Origin of the sequence: Paralimibaculum aggregatum (assembly GCF_030270585.1) — a bacterium.
GTDB classification, from domain to species: domain Bacteria; phylum Pseudomonadota; class Alphaproteobacteria; order Rhodobacterales; family Rhodobacteraceae; genus Thermohalobaculum; species Thermohalobaculum aggregatum.
Genome location: NZ_BSYI01000014.1, coordinates 64,590 through 79,709, shown reverse-complemented (window position 1 = coordinate 79,709; position 15,120 = coordinate 64,590). Strand labels below are relative to the sequence as shown.

Here is a 15,120-nt window from a genome sequence, read left to right as displayed (position 1 = left end):
TTGCTACTACCTCAGTTTCTTACATTCGTCGAATTGTTGTCGCCGCCGAACACGCTGGCTGCGACCCTGCGGAGTTTCTGCGAGTCCGGGGTCTGCCCGCGGGAGATCGCCACCTTCTCGTCATCGCCCAGCTCGGTGTTGTTGGGCACCAGGCCCCAGACGAAATCGAGCAGGCTGAGGATCTTGATCGGCGAGCTGCGGGCCTCGATCGCCACCTCCACCTTGGGGTGGAACGGCCCGCCGGCAAAGCCCAGTTCCTCGTCGGTATAGATCACTTCCACGTGGCTCGCGAGGAGGCTCGGATAGACCCAGCGCATCTCGTCCACGAGTTCGTTGAAACGGGTCTCGTCGCAGGATGCGCCGAGATTGTCGCCGTCGCACATCCAGCCGTTGATGTTGTTGCCGTCGCCGTCGGTGCCGACCACGACCATCGACGAGGTGTCGTAGGTGCAGGGCGTCGCGGCGCCGTCCACCCGGTAGCAGCTGTCGCCGAACTCCCCGTTCGCGAGCGCCACCTCGTAGACATCGGGCACACCGCTGTGGATCGGGGTCTCGCCGATGATGAAGCGGGCGCCCATCTGCGCCGCCTTCTGCGCCGCCAGGACGAAGTAGAAGGAGATGCCGATCTCGAAGATCGTCAGGATTATCAAGAGGATGGGGAACAGAATCAGCACGATGTCGGTGGTGATCGCGCCGCGCTCATCGGCGAGGAACCGCCCCATGAAGCCGCTGCTTCCCGTGCTCTTCGTCAGATCGCCATGCACCGCATCCATTCTCGCCTCCATGCCCCGGCCGGCGGGCCCGTGGCTCACGACGGGAGTGTCGCGCCGCGGCCAGTCCGCGCCGAGGAGGCTAGCACCGGGAGTTGCAGGAAGCGTTACGGCCTGCGAGATGGATCGTCGCCCGAAGGCTCCCTCCAATCCTGTCTGCCAGCGCTCCGGCAAGTGTATCAGCCGTGTCAAGGCTCACCCCCATCAGGATGCCATGGATCGTCAATGGCCGCGATGGATGCCACTCCCACCATCGGATGTTATCACGTGTAGCGCCAAAGAGAAGGATCAAGCGGGATGACCCTTCTCCGCACGCACTTGGCAATCTTGCCGTGCGGCGCCGCGTGGCGGCGCCGCGACGGATCAGTTCACGTCGACGTCGCTGTCGGACACCGTGCCGGCGCCGCCGATGCCGAGATAGCTGCCGATCGCACGCTGGGCCTTGCGCCCGTCCATGCCGTCGCCGACGAAGTTCCGCACGAAGCCGGCCACCCGGGTGATTGCCCGGCGGTTGCGCCGCTCCCGGTCGGGCGTGTCCACGGCGAGCTGGGTCTCGCCATAGGACTCGACCGCATCGAGGCGCGAGCGCGAGACGCCGCGGCTGGCGAGATAGTTCACCACCGCCCGGGCACGGCGCAGGCCGAGCCGGTCGTTGTAGCGCTCGCCGCCCACCGCGTCGGTGTGCCCCTCGATCCGCATCCGGACCTCGGGATGCTCGCGCAGCCAGGCGGCCTGGCCGCGGAGCACGCCGCGCGCCGTGCTGTCGAGCCGCGAGCTGTTGAAGGCGAAGGTGACGGTATCCTCGGTCTCCGCGGCGAAGACGCGGCCGAGATCCGTCAGGAAGTCGTCGGGGGTCTTGTAGGCCACCTGACGGGCGAAGGTGAGATCGACGGACTGGCCGATCTCGGAGCTGCGCTCGCCGCCGCCGGCCGGCCGGGTGCACCCGTTGAGCACGAGGCCGGTGCCGAGCAGCGCGATCATGAACAGTGCCTTTTTCATCGGATCATCACTCCACGACATAGCCGAAATCGCCGTCGAAGCCCTGGGTCGTCAGCAGGTTGGACCCATTGCCCGGCAGCGCGTTGCCCATCAGGAAGAGCTCGAATTCGGTCGGCACGCCGAACCGGTCGGTCGGCAGCGCCAGTTCGTCCTCATTGTCGACCGGCGTGACCAGATTGACCGTGACCATGATCACAAGCTCGGTCTGCCGTTTCTGGAACTGCGCCGAGCGGAAGAGGGTGCCGAGGATCGGGATGTCGCCGAGGAAGGGCACCTGATCGATGGCGTCGGAGAAGTCCTCCTGGAACAGCCCGGCGATGGCGAAGCTCTGGCCGTCGCGCAGCTCGATCGTGGTGGTTACCCGGCGGGTCTGGAAGCCGGTGATGTTGATGCCGCCGCTGGTCGAGGAGAGCGACGGATCCGGCGCCGAGACCTCGGCGGTCACCGCGAGGTTGATCAGGCTGCCGTCGAGCACCACGGGAACGAAGCTGACATTGACGCCGGTCGCGCGGAAGTCGACCGAGACGTTGCCCTCGCCGTCGACTGCCGGGATCGGCACCTCGCCGCCGGCCAGGAACTCCGCCTCGGTGCCCGAGAGCGCGACCAGGGTCGGCTCGGCCAGCATCCGCAGGAAGCCCTTGGACTCGAGCGCGTCGATCTCGATGTCGAGGATGAAGTTGTCGGCGACGGCGAAGATCGCGCCGAAGGCACCGAAGGCGCCGCTGAAGATCCGCTCGATGCCGGCAAGGTTGCCGGAGGAGCCCGGAGGCGCGTTGGGGCCGGCCGGCGAGGAGAGCGGATCGGTGAGGGCGAGCGCATCGCCGGTCACGTTGTCGGTCGCATAGCGGCGGCCGCTGCCGAGCGCGGCGATCGAGACGCCGATGTCCTTGACCGCGTTGCGGTTCATCTCGGCCACCCGGACCTTGAGGGCGACCTGCTGCGTCCCGCCGATGGTCATCATGTTGGCCACCGCATCGCCGGCATAGGCCCGCGCCAGGGTCAGCGCACGCTCCTGCTGCGTTGCCCCCGAGACGATGCCGGAGAGGACGATGTTGCCGCCGGCGATGCGGACCTCGATGTCCTCCTGCGGCAGGATCGTGCTGAGGCGTTCCTTGAGTTCGGAGATGTCGGGGCGCACGACAATGTTGACGTTGCTGATCAGCCGTCCGCCTTCGCCGAGCATTGTGAGCGTGGTCTTGCCGCGTCGCCGGCCGAGAATATATATCGACCTGTCCGAGAGCGGCTGCACGTCCGCAATCTCCGGCTGGGCGATCGACAGCTCGGTAAAGGGCTGGCTGCTCTCGACCACGATGGCGCGGTTCGTCAGGACGACGATGTCGTCGGAGGCGAGCCCCCGCGCCACTCTCAGAATGCTCTGAGCGGAGGCGGCTCCCGGGTCAGCGGCGACGATGGCCGCCAAGGCCAGAAGCGCCGCCCGCACGATCCTGAGTATCATGACTAAGGTCCCTCTTCCTTCATTTTTTGCGAACGCACAAAGCCCCGTACTCTGCATTACGCAGAGTAGATATCAAAACTCACAAATACTCAAGCGGTTAAGCCGGAAACCTCGCACAGTGTGGCAAGCCTGCGGCTACTCTGCATCCTGGAACTTGAGCCGGCCGGTGATCTCGCCTGCCTTGCGCACCGTGACCGAGGTCGAGGAGCGCTCGCGCTGCGGTGCCGGCGTCGGCGCATCCTGGATGCCGAAGAGATCGCGGACATCCACCGGGGCGGGGGCCGCCTCGCCTTCCGAGGAGTGATTGTCCAGCGCCCGCAGCGTCAGGGACAGCCGGCCGAGATTCTGCGCGAGCGTCAGCTTCTGCGCCTCGGTGGGGGTGACCTCCACGGTCGCGGTGCTCGCGTTCTTCGGGCGGTGGCCTTCCTGGTTGGTGTCGTGGTCGACCGCGATCACCAGCACGTTCTGCAGGACGACATTGCTCTCGAGATTGCCGCGGCCGGCGTTCCGGATCATCAGCACGTCGACCCGGTCGCCCGGGTTGATGAAGCCGGCGACGCCCGAGACCGAGTCGACCCGGATCGTGAAGGCGCGCTTGCCCTCCGCGAGCTGCATCGCGAGACGCTGGCGGGCGCCGAAGCCCGATACCTTCGCCTCGAGGATCGGTTCGCCCGGCTCGATCTGCCGCAGCACCACGCGCATCCTGTCCTTCTTGGGGGCGTCCTTGTCGCCCAGCAGGGCCTCCGCCTCGGTGAAGGCGCCCTGGGGCAGGGCGTCCTCCGGCCAGGCCTGCCACCGCAGGTCCTTGCCGTCGAGCACCGCGCCATAGCGGAGCTGGTTCTTCGCGACGACGATGTTGACCATCTTCGGCCCGGTGTCGCCGCGCTGCGCCATGCGCCGTTCGAACTCGTCGAAATAGGTGGAGGCGAAGTAGATCGCGCCGCCGGCCAGCGCCACGCCGAAGATCAGAACCAGGATTGCGATGATTTTCATGGCTTCGCCCCATTTGCCGGACCGTATCCGGCGCGTGTCTCGATGTATCGGCCGTCTGCCCTCGGAACAGGCCCCCCCGTTCTATGACGCAGGCGGAGGCGGGCATCAAGCGCCGCCTGCCGCCGGGTTACTCGATCCCGCCTCCTCCGGCGCTCTCGCCGGTCTGGACGCGGTTGAAGTCGGTGTTGTTCTCCTCGCGGATCTCGTTGATCCCGAAGAAGAGATAATAGCCCATGAAGGAGCTCACGACGATCAGTGCCGCCGTCGCGGCCACCCATTCGACCGAGACCGCGCCATCTTCGCGCATCATGAATGTCTTGAGCCCGATCATGTCTCACCCCGCTGCCGCATCCGGACAGATTCCATCTTTTCGTATAACGGGTTTTCGCCGGGAATTGGAGCGCTTTGGTGAGACTGCGGTGGCAGGTCGGGCCCGGGAGTGCCTGATTTGACACGCATAGATTGCGGAGATGACCGTGATATCAATCGAGAGGCGATAATTTGTCGCGGGTGCCAGGGCAAAACGAAACGGCCGGGAGCGCGACGCTCCCGGCCGGATCTGCGGTACCTCTGCCCGGCAAGCGGTGCCGGGCGACCCGAGGATTACTGGGTCAGGGTGCCCGAGTCGAAGTCGGTGTCGAGGTCGGTGTCGACAGCGCTCGAGAGCTCGCTGTTGATGGTGTCCACGACGTCGACAACGCCGGTCTCGAAGATCGCGTAGACCACGGCGATACCGAGCAGCAGGATGCCAGCGGTCAGCGCAACCCAGTCGATGGTGACAGCGCCGGCTTCGTCGCGGATGAACTGAGAAAAGATCGTCATATTACCCTCCAGATGGCCATGTGGCGTTTTGCGGTTTCGTAACAAAACACTCCCGCGCCAAACCCCAGGCGCAGCAAGGTGAGGCGGCCTCCACACCGGCCTCGTCCCTGCAACGAGTTTTATCACCTGTCGCCGGCCCGGCGAAAGCAGTAATACGTTGGCCAATGCAAATTGACCGTCGATTTCTGGTGCTTCGGACAAAACATGGTCAAAACATGGTGCGCCGGGATTCAACTGTGGAGCTATGATGGGCAAAATGTGGCAGAAACAAGGCGTTTGGGCACGGTTTGTCTCGGTTTTCGTTGCAATTTGTATGTTCATTGCTGGTGGTGTTGCCGATTCGGAGGCGCGCTCGACCCGGTTGAAGAACGGCGTGCGGGCCTGGGACAAGACGGGCTTCCAGAGCGTGCGGCCGCCGCGCGGCGGCACGAAGCGCTTCGCACCCAAGCGAAAGGGCGGCAGCGCGACCGCCCGCCGCAAGCAGCATCATGGCTGGTTCTGGGAGGTCGCGGAGGCCGGACAGTCGGCGGCGAGCCCGCCGCGCTGGGCCGAGCCGCTCGATATCCTGCGCAGCCGACGCGCGCGGAGCGGGGCGCTGATCAGCCGGGCGCGGGTCGGCCGGATCGCCGAGGAATGGGGCGCGGAGATCAAGGCCGCGGCCCGGCGGCACGAGATCTCGGAGGCCCTGCTGGTCGCGGTGATCGCGGTCGAGTCGGCCGGCAATGCCAACGCGGTGTCGCCGAAGGGGGCGGTCGGGCTGATGCAGCTGATCCCGGCGACCGCGAAGCGCTTCGGAGTGCGCGATTCCCGCAACCCGGGCGAGAATCTCTCCGGCGGTGCGGCCTATCTCGACTTCCTGCTGAAGAAGTTCGACGGCGACATCCTGCTAGCGCTCGCCGGCTACAATGCCGGGGAGAACGCGGTGGTGCGCCACAAGGGCGTGCCGCCCTATGCCGAGACGCGCGACTATGTGGTGCTGGTTCTCGATGCGCTGGTCGCTGCCGAGCCGATCTGCGCGACCCCGCCGGAAGGGCCGCGCCGGGCCTGCCTGTTCCGCAGCGTGCGGGCGCCGCGGGCCTGAGCGGACAGGCCGGTCAGAGGCGGCCCTCGAGATAGGCGCGGGCCTCGTCGCTGGTCTCGAAGACATGGGCCGGTCCGCGCCGGGCCAGCGTCCGCCCGAGCTTGAGGCGCATGAAGGCAGAGCCGGAATAGCGCGAGACCCGGTGGTAGAACCGGTCCTCGAGATCGGCGACCATCGCGGAATAGGCTTCCTCGGCGTCCTCGTCGATGCGGGCGCCGTCATAGTTGACGATGACATCGACGCGATGGCCGAGCGGTGCGCAGAGCGTCTCGACGCGGGACCGGATCGCCTCGACATCCGACTGGGTGCGGACCCGGAGCTTCTCGAAGTTGATGAACAGCCGCCGGCCCTGGGGATCGAGGGCGAACCGCTCGTCGAGGTCGAGCCGCAGCAGCTCCGTCTTCAGCCCCATCGCCTCGTCCGTGAAGATGCGGGCATCCATCTCGTGCGGCTCGTCGATGATCGGGCGGAACGCCATGTGCCCGAGAATGTCGCGCTCGAGATCGATGCCGGGCGCGATCTCCACCAGCCGCAACCCGTCCGCCCCCAGCTCGAAGACGCAGCGCTCGGTGACATAGACCACCTTCTGCCCCACGGCATTGGCGCGCCGGCCCGAGAAGGTGATCTGCTCGACCGCGGCGCGGAACTTGTCGGCCCGGCCCTCGTGCAGGATCCGGAGGCCGCCCCCGCCGGTCTCGACATCGAGCCCGCCGGCGGTGAAGGTGCCGGCAAACACGACCTTGCGGGCGTTCTGGCTGATGTTGATGAAGCCGCCGGCGCCCGCGAGCTTCGGCCCGAAGCGCGAGACGTTGACATTGCCTGCGGCGTCCACCTCGGCCATGCCGAGGCAGGCGAGATCGAGCCCGCCGCCGTCATAGAAGTCGAATTGCGCGTTCTGCGCGATGATCGCATCGGTGTTGACCGCGGCGCCGAAATCGAGGCCGGAGGCCGGCTGCCCGCCGACCACGCCGGGCTCGGCGGTCAGCGTCAGATGCTCCAGCAGCCCCTCCTCGCCGGCGACATCGGCCACCCCCTCCGGCATGCCGATGCCGAGATTGACCACGCCGTTGACCGGCAGCTCGAAGGCGCAGCGCCGCGCGATCACCTTGCGGGCATCGAGCGCCATCGCCCTGCTGGCGCCGGCGGGCGCGCGGTAGCGCCCGGTGAAGGTGTGGGAATAGGCCGTGGCATAGGTCTGCAGGTGATGCTCGGGCGCGGCGACCACCACGGCGTCGACCAGCGCCGCCGGGATCACCACCTCGCGCGGCGTGAGCGTGCGGTCGGCCACCACCCGCTCCACCTGGACGATCACCAGCCCGCCCGAATTGCGCGCGGCCATCGCCTGGGCGAGCACGTCGAGCACCAGCGCTTCCTTCTCCATGGTGATGTTGCCGACCTCGTCGGCGGTGGTGCCGCGCAGCAGCGCCACGTCGATCGGCCGCGCCCTGTAGAAGAGGTTCTCGCGGCCGCCGAGCTCCACCACCTCGACGATGTCCTCGTGGGTGACGTCGTTGATCCGGCCGCCCTCGAGCCGCGGGTCGACGAAGGTGCCGAGGCCGACATGGGTGAGCGTGCCCGGCTTGCCGGCGGCGATGTCGCGGTAGAGATGCGTGATCACGCCCTGGGGCAGGTTGTAGGCCTCGATCTTGTCGGAGAGCGCGAGCTGGCCGATCTTCGGGATCAGCCCCCAGTGCCCGCCGATCACCCGGGCGAGCAGCCCGTCCGCCGCCAGCCGGTTGAGCCCGCGGTCGCGGCCGTCGCCCTGTCCGGCCGCGAAGAGCAGGGTTAGATCCCGCGGGTGGCCGGTCTCGGCATATCGCGCCGCCAGGTCCGACAGCAGCCCGTCCGGCACGCCGATCCCGACGAAGCCCGAGGTGGTGATCGTGTCGCCGTCCTGGACAAGCCGGGCGGCGTCCGCCCCGGTCACCAGCTTGCGTTTCATCCCGGCCCTCCCTCGGCAGGCGTTTCGGAAAGCGTTGCCGCTCCGGGAGTGGCGGTCAAGCCCGGTCGCCTGCCGCACCGTCCTGTTTTGGCATCGCGCCGGAGCCATATATACTGTGCATCGGGGAGGAACTGGGTCCGGAGAGGCTCGCCATGCGACTGCTCGACAGCGTCTTGAAGGGGGCGTTCGAGAACGGGCGCCTTGCGGTGATCGACACGGAAGGCCGGCATTACAGCTATGGCGGCGCCGGCCCGGGGCCGCATGTCACGATCAGGTTTACCGACCCTGCAGCGCCGCGGCGGATCCTGCTGAATCCCGAGCTCGGCGCAGCCGAGGCCTATATGGACGGAGCCATGCTGGTCGAGGAAGGCTCGGTCCACGACCTGATGCGGCTCTTCTTCCTCAACAAGCGCCAGTTCGACATGACGCCGGGCCAGCGCTTCTGGCGCGGGGTCCATCGCCGGCTCCGCCGCTTCCAGCAGAACAACGTGATCGCCAGGGCCCGGCAGAACGCCAGGGCGCATTACGACATCGGCGACGAGGTCTACCGCACCTTCCTCGATCGCGACATGCAGTATTCCTGCGGCTATTTCCGGGAGCCGGGGCTGCCGCTCGACGCGGCGCAGCTCGCCAAGAAGCGCCACATTGCCGCCAAGCTGGGCATTCGCGACGGCCAGCGGGTGCTCGATATCGGCTGCGGCTGGGGCGGGCTCGCGCTCTATCTCGCGCATCTCGCCGATGTCGAGGTGCTCGGCGTCACCCTTTCCGAGCGCCAGCACCGGCTCGCGGTCGCCCGCGCCGAGCGCCTCGGCGTCGCGGACCGGGTGCGCTTCGAGCGGCGCGACTATCGCGAGGTGGAGGGGGGCTTCGACCGTGTCGTCTCGGTCGGCATGCTCGAGCATGTGGGCGCACATTTCCTGCCGGCCTATTTCCGCATCGTCCATGACCGGCTGCGTGCCGGCGGGCTGGCGCTGATCCATGCCATCGGAACCCGCGCGGCGCCGGGGGCGACCTCGCCCTTCCTGCGGCGCTACATCTTCCCCGGCGGCTATGCACCCTCGCTCTCCGAGAGCGTGGCGGCGGTGGAGCGCTCGGGTCTCTGGACCCTCGACTGCGAGATCTGGCGCAGTCACTACGGGCTTACCCTGCGCGCCTGGCGGCATCGGTTCGCCGAGCGGCGGGCGAAGGTCGCGGCGCGCATGGGGGAGCGCTTCTGCCGGATGTGGGAGCTCTATCTCTCGGGCTGCGAATGCGCCTTCCTCGAGGGGCCGAGCATGGTCTTCCAGCTCCAGCTGGGGCGGGAGCGCGACGCGGCGCCGCTGGTGCGCGACTATGTCATGGAGGAGACCAAGCGCATCGCCCGTGCCGATGCCGCCTTCGCCGATCGGGTGGCCGCCACCGCCTGGGAGTGCCTCGACGGCGCGCCGCTGCCGGCGACCATGCGGCAGTCCCGCGCCGCGGGGGCTGGACTCGGAGGCGCCGCGGGCGTATAGGCGCGGGTTCGCGTTGCCGAATGACGGGCGCGAGACAAGCAATGATGCAGTGAAAAACAATGTCCGGCGGGTTACCCCCCGGCGATGAAAGGCTCAAGGCCAATGGCGAATTTCTCCGTGGGCGATCTGGTGATCCTGAAATCTGGATCCATGCGTATGGTCGTGGAGAGCGTGGGCGAGGACGGTGCCGTCTCCACGATCTGGTGCAATGACGGCGTGATCGGGCGCGACCGGTTCAACCCGGTGCTGCTCAACAAGGCCGAACCTCGCGAGGACCGGCAGGACCGCGGTGACCGCGGCGGTTACCAGGGCCGGGGTGGCGGCGGCTTCCGCGGCGGTGACCGCGACGACCGCGGCGGCTACCAGGGCCGGGGCGGTGGCGGCGGCTTCCGCGGCGGCGACCGCGACGATCGCGGCGGCGGCCATCGCGGCCGTGACCGCGACGACAACCGCGGCGACGATCGTCCGCCCCGCAAGCAGGGCTGGGACGGCAAGCCGCGCGACAAGAAATACTTCCGCAAGGACGACTGACCGTCATTCGAGCGCGACGCCCGGGCGCATCGCCCGGGCTTGATCTCCGGCGCCGTTGCGGCGAGTTAGGTGGCCGGCGACCGGCGCCCCGAGGGAACCGGCCTGCCGCAACGGAGACATCACCGAGGGAGGCCTGAATGTCGCGGATCGGAACGAGGCTCGCGCTGCGTGCCGCGGAGGGCAAGGCGGCTTTCGTCGCCTATGTGATGGCCGGCGATCCGGATCCCGGCATCTCTGCTGAGATCCTCGCGGGCCTGCCCGGCGCCGGCGTCGACGTCATCGAGCTCGGCATCCCCTTCACCGATCCGATGGCCGACGGCCCGGCGATCCAGCTCGCCGGCCAGCGCGCGCTCGCGGGCGGGCAGACCCTCGCCGGCACGCTCGAGATGGTGCGCGCCTTCCGCGAGACCGACGGCGAGACGCCGATCATCCTGATGGGGTACTACAACCCGATCTATTCCATGGGTGTCGGCGCCTTCCTGGCGGCCGCGCAGGCCGCGGGGGTCGACGGGCTGATCGTCGTCGACCTGCCGCCGGAAGAGGATGCCGAGCTCTGCCTGCCGGCGCGCGAGGCCGGGCTCGACTTCATCCGCCTCGCCACGCCCACCACCGACGACGCCCGCCTGCCAGCGGTGCTCGCCAACACCTCGGGCTTCGTCTACTACGTCTCGATCACCGGCATCACCGGCGCTGCCGCGGCCGAGGCCGTCGCCGTGGCGCCCGAGGTGGCGCGCATCAAGAAGGCCTCGGGCCTGCCGGTCTGCGTCGGCTTCGGCGTGAAGACGCCGGAACGCGCGGCGGAAATCGCCGGGGTTGCCGACGGCGTGGTGGTCGGCTCCGCCATCGTCGAGCGGATAGGCCGCGGCGAGAGCCCGGCGGAGGTGCTCGCCTTCATCCGCAGCCTCGCGGACGCGGCCCATGGAGACTGATCCCGCAGCCGATCTGATCACCTCCGAGGCCGGGCTCGCGGAGATCTATGGCGAGGCCAGCCAGGCGAGCCGCGTCAAGGAACTCGACCACATCTCCGACGACTACCGCGCCTTCATCGAGGCATCGCCCTTCGTGGTGCTCGCCACCGCAGGGCCGGAGGGGCTGGATACCTCGCCCCGCGGCGATCCCGCCCCGGTCGCCCATGTGATCGACCGGCACACGCTGGCGCTCCCGGATCGGCGGGGCAACAACCGGATCGACTCGCTGCGCAACATCGTGCGCGATCCGCGGGTGGCGCTGATCTTCCTGATCCCCGGGATCGGCGAGACCATCCGCGTGAACGGCCGCGCCCGGATCTCGGTGGCGCCGGACCTGCTCGAGCGCCATGCGATGCAGGGCAAGCCGCCGCGCTCGGTGATCCTGGTCACGGCCGAGCGCGTCTATTTCCAGTGCCAGAAGGCACTGGCCCGGTCCCGGCTCTGGGCGGCGGACAGCCAGCTCGCGCGGGATGCGCTGCCCTCGACCGGCTCGATGCTCGGCCGGATGTCTACCGGCGGCATCGACGGCGCCGCCTATGATGCCGAATACCCGGAACGATTGCGCCAGACAATCTACTGACCCGCTGCAGTAATCCGGAGGAAATCTCTTTCCGGTATCGAGACAAAGCGTATCAAACTGACGCTTGAAGTGGGTATTCTTCTGTGACTACGCTGTAGATACAGGCCGCGATCCTGGTCCGCCCATGCGGAGCAGGGTGTTGGGGAGGGTGTCCCTTGCGGCTGGTGCGTAAGTATCTGTGAAGGGTGGTTTCATGCGTGCGGTTCTTGCCGCGATGCTGGGTGCATCGCTGTTCGGTCAGGGTGCCCTGGCCGTGGTTCTGGATTTCGAGATCGACGACGATGGCATCATGCCGGTGGCCGGGCAGGTCGTCGACGGTCAGGGTCTGTTCGACGAGGCCTTCGGGGTGACCATAGCCTCGACCAATCCGAACAACGATCCGGTGGTGATCTTCAACTCGAGCTGCGGGCCGGATTTCCCGGGCACGCCCTGCACCGGCGGCGACAGCGATCTCGCGACCGGCCCGAGCTTCGGCACGGAACCCCAGGGCAACGTGCTGATCCTGCAGAATGTCGCGGCTTCGCCGGGCACCACGGGCGGCATCTACGACGATCCGAACGACGACCCGGACGGCGGCGATATCGAATTCACCTTCCTCGATCCGGCGGGCGTCTTCTTCCGCTATGCGACCCTGATCGATCTCGACGAGGACACGGCGGTCACCTTCACCTTCTTCTTTGCCGACGATCCCGGCACGGGAATTCCCGTGCTCGCGGCCGAAACCCTCGTGCTCGGCTCCGAGACCGGGGACAATTCGCTCCGCCGGTTCAACTTCTCGTCCGCTCCGGGCATTCCGGGCTATGACGAGGTGGTGCGGTTCGACATCACCTTCCCGAACATCAGCGGCGCGGTGGGCTCGATCAGCTATGACCGCGTGCCGCTGCCGCCGGCGCTGCTGATGAGCCTGGCCGCGATCGGCGGGCTGGCCTGGATCGGCCGGCGCCGGCGCCGCCAGGCGGCCTGATCCGCCGGCGCCTCAGGCGGGCACCTTCAGGCGGCTGTGGGCAAAGTCCCAGTAGAGCTCGCGGGCGCGCCGGGCGATCGGCCCGAAGGGCAGGTTGCGATCCTCGAAACGGGTGATCGGCATCACCTTGGTCGCGTTGCCGGTGGTGAAGATCTCCTCCGCGGCATCGAGATCGGCCGGCGTCAGGCTGGCCTCGTGCACGGCGACGCCGTCGTCCCGCAGCAGCCCGATGACCCGCTGCCGGGTGATCCCGTTGAGGAAGCAGCCTGTCGGGATCGGCGTGAAGACCTCGCCGTCGCGCACCAGGAAGATGTTCGAGGTCGCGGTCTCGGCGACATTGCCGAGGGCATCGAGCACCACCGCGTTGTCGAAGCCGCGGCTTCGCGCCTCGCGCAGCATCCGCGCATTGTTCGGGTAGAGGCAGCCCGCCTTCACGTCGGTGGGCATGCATTCGATGGTCGGCCGGCGAAAGCGGGTGCGGGTGAGCGAGAGCCCGACCGGGCCCGGGGGCATCGGCTTCTCCTCGATGCAGACCGCCACTGCCGTGGTCTCGGCATCCGGCACGATCATCATCTGGCAGCCGCCGCGGGCCCAGATCATCGGCCGGATATAGAGTTCTGAACCGGCGGGGAAGGCGGCGACGCCCTCGAGCGCGACCTCGGTCAGCTCGCCATCGGTAAGATGCGGCTCGAGCCCCATGCGCCGGGCCGACCGGTTGGTGCGCGCGCAGTGCAGATCGAGATCCGGCGTCACGCCCTCGAAGGCGCGTGCGCCGTCGAAGACCAGCGAGCCGAGCCAGGTGGCATGGTCCGCCGCGCCGAGGATCGGCACGTTGCCGCGATGCCAGCGCCCGTCGATCCAGGTCAAGATGTGTTCCGCGTTCATCCGTTGGGTCCCCGTCGCAGTGTCTTGGCGCCAGCTTGCGCGATGGATCGGCGCATCACAAGGCGCGAGAGCCCCTTGCACCGCCGACGCGCGGCGCAGATAGTCAGCGGCGCTGTCCTATTCGCCGTTTCCCGGGAGGGCATGGCAGCGCGCAAGCCGTTTCCCGCAAAGGCCGACCATGCTCGAAATCGTCTCGCTGATTATCCCGTTCTTCGGCCTGATCGCCATCGGCTTCGCCACCGCGCGCATCAAGCCGCAGCCGATCGAGGCGCTGGCCTGGCTCAACATCTTCATCGTCTACATCGCGCTGCCGGCGCTGTTCATCAAGCTGCTGGCCACGACCCCGGTGGAGGACCTGACCAACTGGAGCTTCGTGCTCACCACCGTCGGGGTGACCTTCGGGATCCTGGCGTTCACCTTCGCCATCGCGCTGGTCGCGACGGGCGGCAACATCGCCGAGGCGACGGTGCAGGGGCTGGCCGGGGGTTACGGCAATATCGGCTACATGGGTCCGGGGCTGGCGATCCTGGCCTTCGGCGAGCAGGCGGCGGTGCCGGTGGCGCTGATCTTCTGCTTCGAGAACATGATGCATTTCGCGCTGGCGCCGGCGATGATGGCGATGTCGGGGGCCCGGCGCGGCGGGATCGGCCAGCTGGTGCTGGATGTGATCGCGAAGATCGCGCTGCATCCCTTCATCCTGGCCACCGCGGTGGGCGTCGGGCTGGCCTTCGCCGATGCCGCGCTGCCCGATCCGGTGCAGCGGCTGATCGACTACCTTGCGCAGGCGGCGGCGCCCTGCGCGCTCTTCGCCATGGGCGTGACACTGGCGCTCCGGCCGGTGAAGCGCGTGCCGCTCGGGCTGGTCTATATCGTGCCGATCAAGCTCGTCCTTCATCCGGCGGCGATGTTCGTCGCGCTGTCCATGGTCGGCGGGGTCGATCCGGCCTGGATGCTGACCGCGGTGCTGCTCGCCTCGCTGCCGACGGCGACCAATGTCTTCGTCATCGCGCAGCAATACGGGGTCTGGATCGAGCGCGCCTCGGCCACCGTGCTCGCCACCACCGTGCTCTCGGTGGCGACCGTCTCCGTCTTGCTCTATGCGCTGAAGGCCGGATACCTTTCCGGCGGCGGCATCGCCGTCGCGCCCCTCGGGGGCTGACCGAGGAGAAGGAGCCGCGCCATGGAGATCACCACCGCCGCAGAGGCCGGCACGCGCCCGGCGCCGGCCGACTATTTCACCGGGCAGGTCTGGCAGGAGCCGGTGGCCCGCACGCCGACCGCGCCGCCGCTCGCCGCGCTCAAGGTGAGCTTCGCACCCGGCGCCCGCACCCACTGGCACACGCACCCCCTGGGGCAGACCCTGCATGTCCTTTCGGGCATCGGGCTGGTGCAGGCCCGCGGCGCGCCGGCGCGGCTGATCCGCGAGGGCGACAGCGTCTGGATCCCGCCCGGCGAGGAGCACTGGCACGGCGCGGCGGCGGGCCATGCGATGTGCCATCTGGCGCTGCAGCATGTCGAGGGCGATGCTGCCGTCACATGGCTCGATCCGGTCAGCGAGGCGGAATACGCGGCCGCGCAAGGCTGAGGGCCGGGCCGCGGCGGGTGACGCAACCGCGCCTGCCCGCATTGCACCCGT

The 15,120-nt window shown here is 68.2% G+C and carries 16 protein-coding genes; 8 read left to right on the top strand and 8 right to left on the bottom strand.

Annotated features, from left to right (window positions below):
- Positions 1-11 precede the first annotated feature (11 nt).
- The 6 genes from QSJ97_RS10595 to QSJ97_RS10570 all read right to left on the bottom strand — a co-directional run bounded on the left by QSJ97_RS10595 (position 12) and on the right by QSJ97_RS10570 (position 5,040).
- Positions 12-773 (bottom strand): TadE/TadG family type IV pilus assembly protein, encoded by a 762-nt coding sequence (locus tag QSJ97_RS10595; RefSeq protein ID WP_285671727.1) that lies wholly within the window; start codon positions 771-773, stop codon positions 12-14.
- 360 nt (positions 774-1,133) lie between these two features.
- Positions 1,134-1,769 carry an OmpA family protein gene (locus QSJ97_RS10590; RefSeq protein WP_285671726.1) on the bottom strand — a complete coding sequence of 212 codons (636 nt, stop codon included), beginning with the start codon at positions 1,767-1,769 and terminating at the stop codon, positions 1,134-1,136.
- Between the two features lie 7 nt (positions 1,770-1,776).
- Positions 1,777-3,225: a type II and III secretion system protein family protein gene (locus tag QSJ97_RS10585; protein ID WP_285671725.1), complete on the bottom strand. Its 1,449-nt coding sequence runs from the start codon at positions 3,223-3,225 to the stop codon at positions 1,777-1,779.
- 135 nt (positions 3,226-3,360) lie between these two features.
- Entirely contained in the window at positions 3,361-4,218 is an 858-nt protein-coding gene (cpaB, locus tag QSJ97_RS10580) for a Flp pilus assembly protein CpaB (protein ID WP_285671724.1), read from the bottom strand.
- A 127-nt stretch (positions 4,219-4,345) separates the two neighbouring features.
- Complete coding sequence (locus QSJ97_RS10575; protein ID WP_285671723.1) at positions 4,346-4,528, bottom strand: hypothetical protein; 183 nt, start codon at positions 4,526-4,528, stop codon at positions 4,346-4,348.
- A 293-nt stretch (positions 4,529-4,821) separates the two neighbouring features.
- On the bottom strand, positions 4,822-5,040 hold the full coding sequence (locus tag QSJ97_RS10570; protein ID WP_285671722.1) for a hypothetical protein: 219 nt from the start codon (positions 5,038-5,040) through the stop codon (positions 4,822-4,824).
- A gap of 373 nt (positions 5,041-5,413) precedes the next feature.
- Between QSJ97_RS10570 and QSJ97_RS10565 the strand changes: the two genes are divergently transcribed.
- A complete protein-coding gene (locus tag QSJ97_RS10565) occupies positions 5,414-6,121 on the top strand; it encodes a lytic transglycosylase domain-containing protein (RefSeq protein WP_285671721.1) in 708 nt (235 codons plus the stop codon).
- Positions 6,122-6,134: 13 nt separating this feature from the next.
- Here QSJ97_RS10565 and QSJ97_RS10560 read toward each other — a convergent pair whose 3' ends face one another.
- Entirely contained in the window at positions 6,135-8,063 is a 1,929-nt protein-coding gene (locus tag QSJ97_RS10560; RefSeq protein ID WP_285671720.1) for an acyl CoA:acetate/3-ketoacid CoA transferase, read from the bottom strand.
- Between the two features lie 152 nt (positions 8,064-8,215).
- On the opposite strand from QSJ97_RS10560, the gene QSJ97_RS10555 reads away from it, so the two are divergent.
- The 5 genes from QSJ97_RS10555 (at position 8,216) to QSJ97_RS10535 (ending at position 12,599) form a co-directional block, all read left to right on the top strand.
- Entirely contained in the window at positions 8,216-9,556 is a 1,341-nt protein-coding gene (locus QSJ97_RS10555) for an SAM-dependent methyltransferase (RefSeq protein WP_285671719.1), read from the top strand.
- A gap of 117 nt (positions 9,557-9,673) precedes the next feature.
- A complete protein-coding gene (locus QSJ97_RS10550; protein WP_285671718.1) occupies positions 9,674-10,087 on the top strand; it encodes a YodC family protein in 414 nt (137 codons plus the stop codon).
- 137 nt (positions 10,088-10,224) lie between these two features.
- Positions 10,225-11,016: a tryptophan synthase subunit alpha gene (trpA, locus tag QSJ97_RS10545; protein ID WP_285671717.1), complete on the top strand. Its 792-nt coding sequence runs from the start codon at positions 10,225-10,227 to the stop codon at positions 11,014-11,016.
- Complete coding sequence (locus QSJ97_RS10540; RefSeq protein ID WP_285671716.1) at positions 11,006-11,635, top strand: pyridoxamine 5'-phosphate oxidase family protein; 630 nt, start codon at positions 11,006-11,008, stop codon at positions 11,633-11,635. The genes trpA and QSJ97_RS10540 overlap by 11 nt, the downstream gene beginning before the upstream one ends.
- 193 nt (positions 11,636-11,828) lie before the next feature.
- A complete protein-coding gene (locus tag QSJ97_RS10535) occupies positions 11,829-12,599 on the top strand; it encodes a VPLPA-CTERM sorting domain-containing protein (protein ID WP_285671715.1) in 771 nt (256 codons plus the stop codon).
- A gap of 12 nt (positions 12,600-12,611) precedes the next feature.
- Here the strand turns inward: QSJ97_RS10535 and QSJ97_RS10530 are convergent, their stop codons facing one another.
- Positions 12,612-13,484 (bottom strand): branched-chain amino acid aminotransferase, encoded by an 873-nt coding sequence (locus QSJ97_RS10530; RefSeq protein WP_285671714.1) that lies wholly within the window; start codon positions 13,482-13,484, stop codon positions 12,612-12,614.
- 178 nt (positions 13,485-13,662) lie between these two features.
- On the opposite strand from QSJ97_RS10530, the gene QSJ97_RS10525 reads away from it, so the two are divergent.
- Both QSJ97_RS10525 and QSJ97_RS10520 read left to right on the top strand, forming a co-directional pair.
- Positions 13,663-14,643 carry an AEC family transporter gene (locus QSJ97_RS10525; RefSeq protein ID WP_285671713.1) on the top strand — a complete coding sequence of 327 codons (981 nt, stop codon included), beginning with the start codon at positions 13,663-13,665 and terminating at the stop codon, positions 14,641-14,643.
- A gap of 21 nt (positions 14,644-14,664) precedes the next feature.
- Entirely contained in the window at positions 14,665-15,069 is a 405-nt protein-coding gene (locus QSJ97_RS10520) for a (R)-mandelonitrile lyase (RefSeq protein ID WP_285671712.1), read from the top strand.
- Positions 15,070-15,120 lie beyond the last annotated feature (51 nt).